The sequence below is a fragment of the Flavobacterium filum DSM 17961 genome, assembly GCF_000425465.1.
Lineage (GTDB): Bacteria > Bacteroidota > Bacteroidia > Flavobacteriales > Flavobacteriaceae > Flavobacterium > Flavobacterium filum.
On the sequence record NZ_AUDM01000036.1, the window covers coordinates 1 to 5130 of the forward strand.

Consider the following 5130-nt stretch of genomic DNA (forward strand, 5'->3'; position numbering starts at 1 on the left):
ATTGGAAATAGAAATACTGGATTTTACAGTTACTCTTTGATTAATGTCAATAACACTAATACAACAATCAATTTTTTTACTTGAAACGTCAAGTCCAACAGAATACTTTAGCATATTTCAAAAATTTAAAAATGTTAAGTAAACAAAATCATATTGGATTTTATCTCATATTTTATGCAACATCTCTATATAAAAATAAAGTGTTTAAGTACTAATTCAAATTCAATATATGATTAAAATAAGGTTGATATTCCTCCCGAACAATATCATAAAAATGTATCTAGACCTTGGTAGTTATTACAACCTTATTTGTTTACTTTGTAAAGATATGAGACGTTTGCGGAGCTTTTCATAGGATATTTATTCTGAACACTTTGCTTAGCAGGTAACTACATTTGATAAGATAATATTTTTACAATTTCTTCATCTCCCATAATTTTAAAATCTAAAACGCCATTATAAACTTTTAATTTATTAATTAATACTCTTGATTTATCTGTTTTATCGGTTATAATTATATGATTATCTTGTATTATAATATCTTTATACATACCTTCATGAATTGACACACCAACTTCTGTTCTAATTATTACACCACTTAATAATTTTTTCTTTTTCGAAATCTGATTTATTGAAATAGTTAACTCAAAATATAAACTTGTATATTCACAATTTAAAATTATTTCTAAATCTTCGTTTTTGAAGTGTTTTTTTTTGTGAGTCCATTTATTTTTGTATCCATCATTTTTAAATTCTTCTATTAATTCTAAAAGTTCGTTCAATGGTATAGATTTAATCTCGGATGCTTTTTTAAATCCTTGTTCTAAAATTTCTAAATAATAACTACAATCTAGTGAATTCTTGATAGATTCGTATTTACTTCTATCAAATTCTATATTAACTTCTAAAACATTCAAAGGAACATAATTAACTGAATTAAATTCAAACTCTGACACAGAGATTGAAATCATATTAAAAGTACCATCAGTCTGAAACTTTAGTTTTCTTACTTTTTTTGAGAAATAATCATTAATAAAACTAGTCTTCTTTTGAAATTCAAATCTTAATTCATTATCTTTTGTTATATAGTCACGATAATTTAAACCTAAACTTATGTAATATAAAATCATATTCTTTTTTAATTTGGTTTTGGTCTTTTGTGCAATCTAGGATCAATGGTAGAACTATTATTATCAGTATGTTTTTTTTCTAGCTCAAGGGCTTTAGTTCTTGCACCTGAACCAGATGGAACTTTATCTAAAACTTCAACTTCGTAATTTCCTCCATTCTTATTTTCGTTGTTTTTTTGCTTATTAGCTCTATACGGTTTTCCGTTTTTATCTACTTTACCACCGCTAATACCAACTTTTTCAATATTACCTGTATCTTTATTTTTAAGGCCATAAATTGTTTGTGCTTTTTCACTAGTTTTAGAGTTACCATTAACTGCCTTTTCAACTTTTTTTGCTTTTTCAACAGCTTTTTTTGTGTCATTAGCTTTATCAACACTTTTAGCAATGCTTACTGCCTTAGTTCCTTTTGATACTAAGCTACCCATTCCTAGAGTTAACCCATCAACAAGTGCAGTTTTTAATATTTTTCCACCATCAACTTGAGTTAAAGCATCACCTAAAGATTTCCCTTCAATTAAATTCCCTATAACTTGTGTAGCATATTCTTGAGCAGCTCCTTTTATTGCAGCGATACACCAAGGACATCTTCCATCTGGATCATCAAAAGAAACAGGATTATTATATCCGTATGAATAAGGGTTTAAGTTATGAGGATTATAAATTCCACCACCAACTTCAACCATTGTAGAAAATGCATCAAGCATATCAATTTCATCATCTTTCTCATCAAGTCTAGTATCAAATGTAAATTTCAAGTCATTCAATAAAGGATCTGAATTAACCCATCGTGCTATGGCTGGGTCATAATTACGCCAACCATAGTCATACATATTCAACCCTAGTTCATCTTGAAACTCTTTGGAGTTGTACTTATACTTATACACCATCGGTTTTTCCTCCGTTGGCAATACAAAAGCCGGCATTAAAGTTAAATTACCTGCCAGTATTTCCTCTTTTTTTCCTAGCTGTCTTCTACCCGTGTTGTAATTTTGGTGTTTTAAGCCAAAAGGGTAGTAATGGTTTTCTTCCAATACTTTAAGAACGTTGGTTTCAGGGTCTTTTCCATAGTTTAAGCGGATGTTGCCTAAATGGTCTTTGTACTGATACGCATAGTTAATTACTAAGGTTTCCGGTCCAAATTTTACCACACTTACATATCCTTCCGGGTGTGGGAAGAATTGTAAATTACCTTTCACATATTGAAAACCGCCTAAATAATCGGTTACAACTGGGGCTTGACTGCCTTGGTAAACTGTTTTGCCTACTTTAACGCCTGCGGCAGTGTAAAGATAACGAATTTCTCCGTTTACAAATCTAATTGATGTTGGTAAATTTAAATGGTTATAAGTAATTCTTACAATCCCTTTGTTTTCATCACTTATCATGTTTCCGTTATTATCATAAGCATAATCATCATTTTGATCCGGTGAATCATCACCGTCCTCTCCATCGTCTTGAAAACCTGCCCCAAAATTTGTAGCATCGGTAACTTTCATTAATCTGTTTGAATTTTGAGCATAACTATAACTCAACGCATCAATTTCTATGACATTGCCATATTCGTTATGGTCGGCAAAGCGATTTAATTCCAATATATTCCCGTTTTTATCATAATCGATGTATTCATCAAACGACTGTGTGTGTGGAACAACATCAAACGGTTTCTGAAAATAGGCTTTCTTTAATCGGTTCAAATCATCGTAGCTGTAACTGTATTTTCGTAGGATATCATCGGTTCCGGTTTTCCAATACGTTTCAGCTATATTACCGTTAAAAAGTGGTTTGACGGTGTTGTTAAAACTTGTTGCGACAAAATTCATGTCGCCATTTTCCACTTCAGTAATTTCGTTGTAATTGATTTTAAAGGCAAATAAATCATCATTTAAAGCCCCGTTTTCTCTTAAATCTTCAATATCATTGATGTGGGTTAGCCATCCTCTGATGTTATAACGATAGTCAATTTTTTGGTACCCTATTTCATTCTGAATGTCTTGGCCACCTACTTGTTTTGAAATCAATTGACCCAGTTCATCATAAGTATTGGCAACGATGAGTTCTTGTGGGTTATTGTTCACTTTTTGAATGTGTTTTTTCAGTTTACCATTGTGCAAATATTCAAATTCATCAATAATGGTTACCACAAGTGGATTGCTATCACGTTGATGAATGGTTTGCGTTTCTAATGGTGTTCCTTGAAAGTCTAGTCTTGAAAATGTTTCTGTATGTCCTCCCAAATGGTTATTCACCTTTGTGTAAAATGCTCTACCTCTTTTGTCATAGTACATAAAACTTGTCTCTGCTAATAATTCATTGGGTGATGTGAGCACTCTTGTCCAATTTCCGGTGGGCATTCCTTTCACATTTTGCAAAATTTCTACTCCATTGATTTGTGAAGGAATTGTTGATGGAGCAGCAGTAAAAGCATAATCATCATAATAATTGATGGTAAGGATAATGATACCACCTGAAGGTTGAACATCATTACTATAGGGCAAAGAAACCGAATTAACCGTAATGGGTTGTGCTAATTTTGATTCATATTGCGGTGTATTGTTTCCATTAACCAATAGTTGTGTGGCATGACGTTCCTCAGTAGTAAATTCTTCTTGTTCAATCCATCCGGTATAAACAACTCTGCTAAATCGGTCATATTTGGTAATCATCCATCCGGTTGTGTTTCCTCCAAAGGGGTCAAGAGCAGGACCGGTTGCAACGGGTTTATCCATTTTATCATAAACGATGTATTCCCATTGTTTACCGGGTAGTTTCTTCTCAACTAATCGATTGCGGTAGTCGTATTTGTATTGGTAACATAAGCCGTTTAAAATGTCTTGGTTAATGGGTTGAGATACATCTACAGCCGGTGGAATAACAAAAGATAAATTACCGTATTTATCGTAAACGTAATACGTGTCATGTTTTACATTATCATTATACGTTCTCTTTAAAACGACTCTGCCTTGTTTGTCTTTGTACTCAATGGTGGTGTTATTATGACCGGAAGTCCAGTTTTCGTCCTTGGTGGTATTTTTATAGAGCTGACAACGATCGTAATAACCATTCAAATCTATTTCTGTGTTATAACACCCTTCTATTGGTTCTGGTGATGTTATGACTCCAAAAAACACTACTTCATCCGTCTCATTACAATCATAAGCTAATTTTACTTCTTTGCCACCTCCTAAACTCCAAGGGTTACCCGGTGCGGCTTGTTTAAACACCCTAGATAAGGGAGAAGCTTCCAATTCTTTTTCAGAAAAAGGAGCACCGGTAAGTTCAAAATGTGGATTTCCTGTGAGTTCAAAATTGTTATTTCCATAAAATTGCATCTGAGCATTTTGAGCTCCGGTATCATAATTCAAGGAAGATTGTTCTCTCACATAGGGCAAAAACTCTTTGACTTGTCTGCCTAGTTGGTCATATTCGCTATGCACAATAATGTCTTTTCTTGTTGTAGATTGTTGATGTGCTACTTGTTGAATAGGACGACCCAGTCCATCAAAATACTGAACAGAAACAGCCGCATCATTAACATTAGGGTTGGTTATGGTAGTATTGGTTTCAACTTTATAAGTAGTTGTTTTGATATAATTTTGATTCTGACTTTGAGCAAAAACCAAAACAGGGATTACAAGATATAAATAGATTATTTTTTTCATGATTGAGCTGTTTTTGGAAAAAACGGTCAAATTGACCACCTAATTCCGGAGCAAATTGACCATCGATTCCGATTCAAAATGACCACCTAATTTCGGGTCAAAATGACCACCACTTTCCGGTTGAAATTGACCACCGAAAAATACTACTTTTTTTCATGCTGTTAGCCACCTAAATTCGTTGAAAAACGAATTATGGCAAATAAAATAACAGACATGAGTAAGATAAGAAAAGTCATTAAATTTCATTGCAAGGGCAAGAGTAATTTATTTATCAGCAAGTACCTTTCACTTTCCAGAAACACGGTAAAGAAGTATATTTCTTTGTTCAAAGTATCGGG

The 5130-nt window shown here is 32.9% G+C and carries 2 protein-coding genes; both read right to left on the reverse strand.

Annotated elements, in window-relative coordinates; all coding sequences use genetic code 11:
- Positions 1 to 389 precede the first annotated feature (389 nt).
- Positions 390 to 1130: a hypothetical protein gene (locus H601_RS0112715; RefSeq protein ID WP_026711854.1), complete on the reverse strand. Its 741-nt coding sequence runs from the start codon at positions 1128 to 1130 to the stop codon at positions 390 to 392.
- Between the two features lie 8 nt (positions 1131 to 1138).
- Positions 1139 to 4792, reverse strand: a complete 3654-nt coding sequence (locus tag H601_RS0112720; RefSeq protein ID WP_156900409.1) for a DUF6443 domain-containing protein — start codon at positions 4790 to 4792, stop codon at positions 1139 to 1141.
- Positions 4793 to 5130 lie beyond the last annotated feature (338 nt).

Bases quoted from the DNA above. Each gene is read 5' to 3' on its own strand.
- H601_RS0112715 (WP_026711854.1), bottom strand. From the start codon at position 1,130: ATGATTTTATATTACATAAGTTTAGGTTTAAATTATCGTGACTATATA.
- H601_RS0112720 (WP_156900409.1), bottom strand. From the start codon at position 4,792: ATGAAAAAAATAATCTATTTATATCTTGTAATCCCTGTTTTGGTTTTT.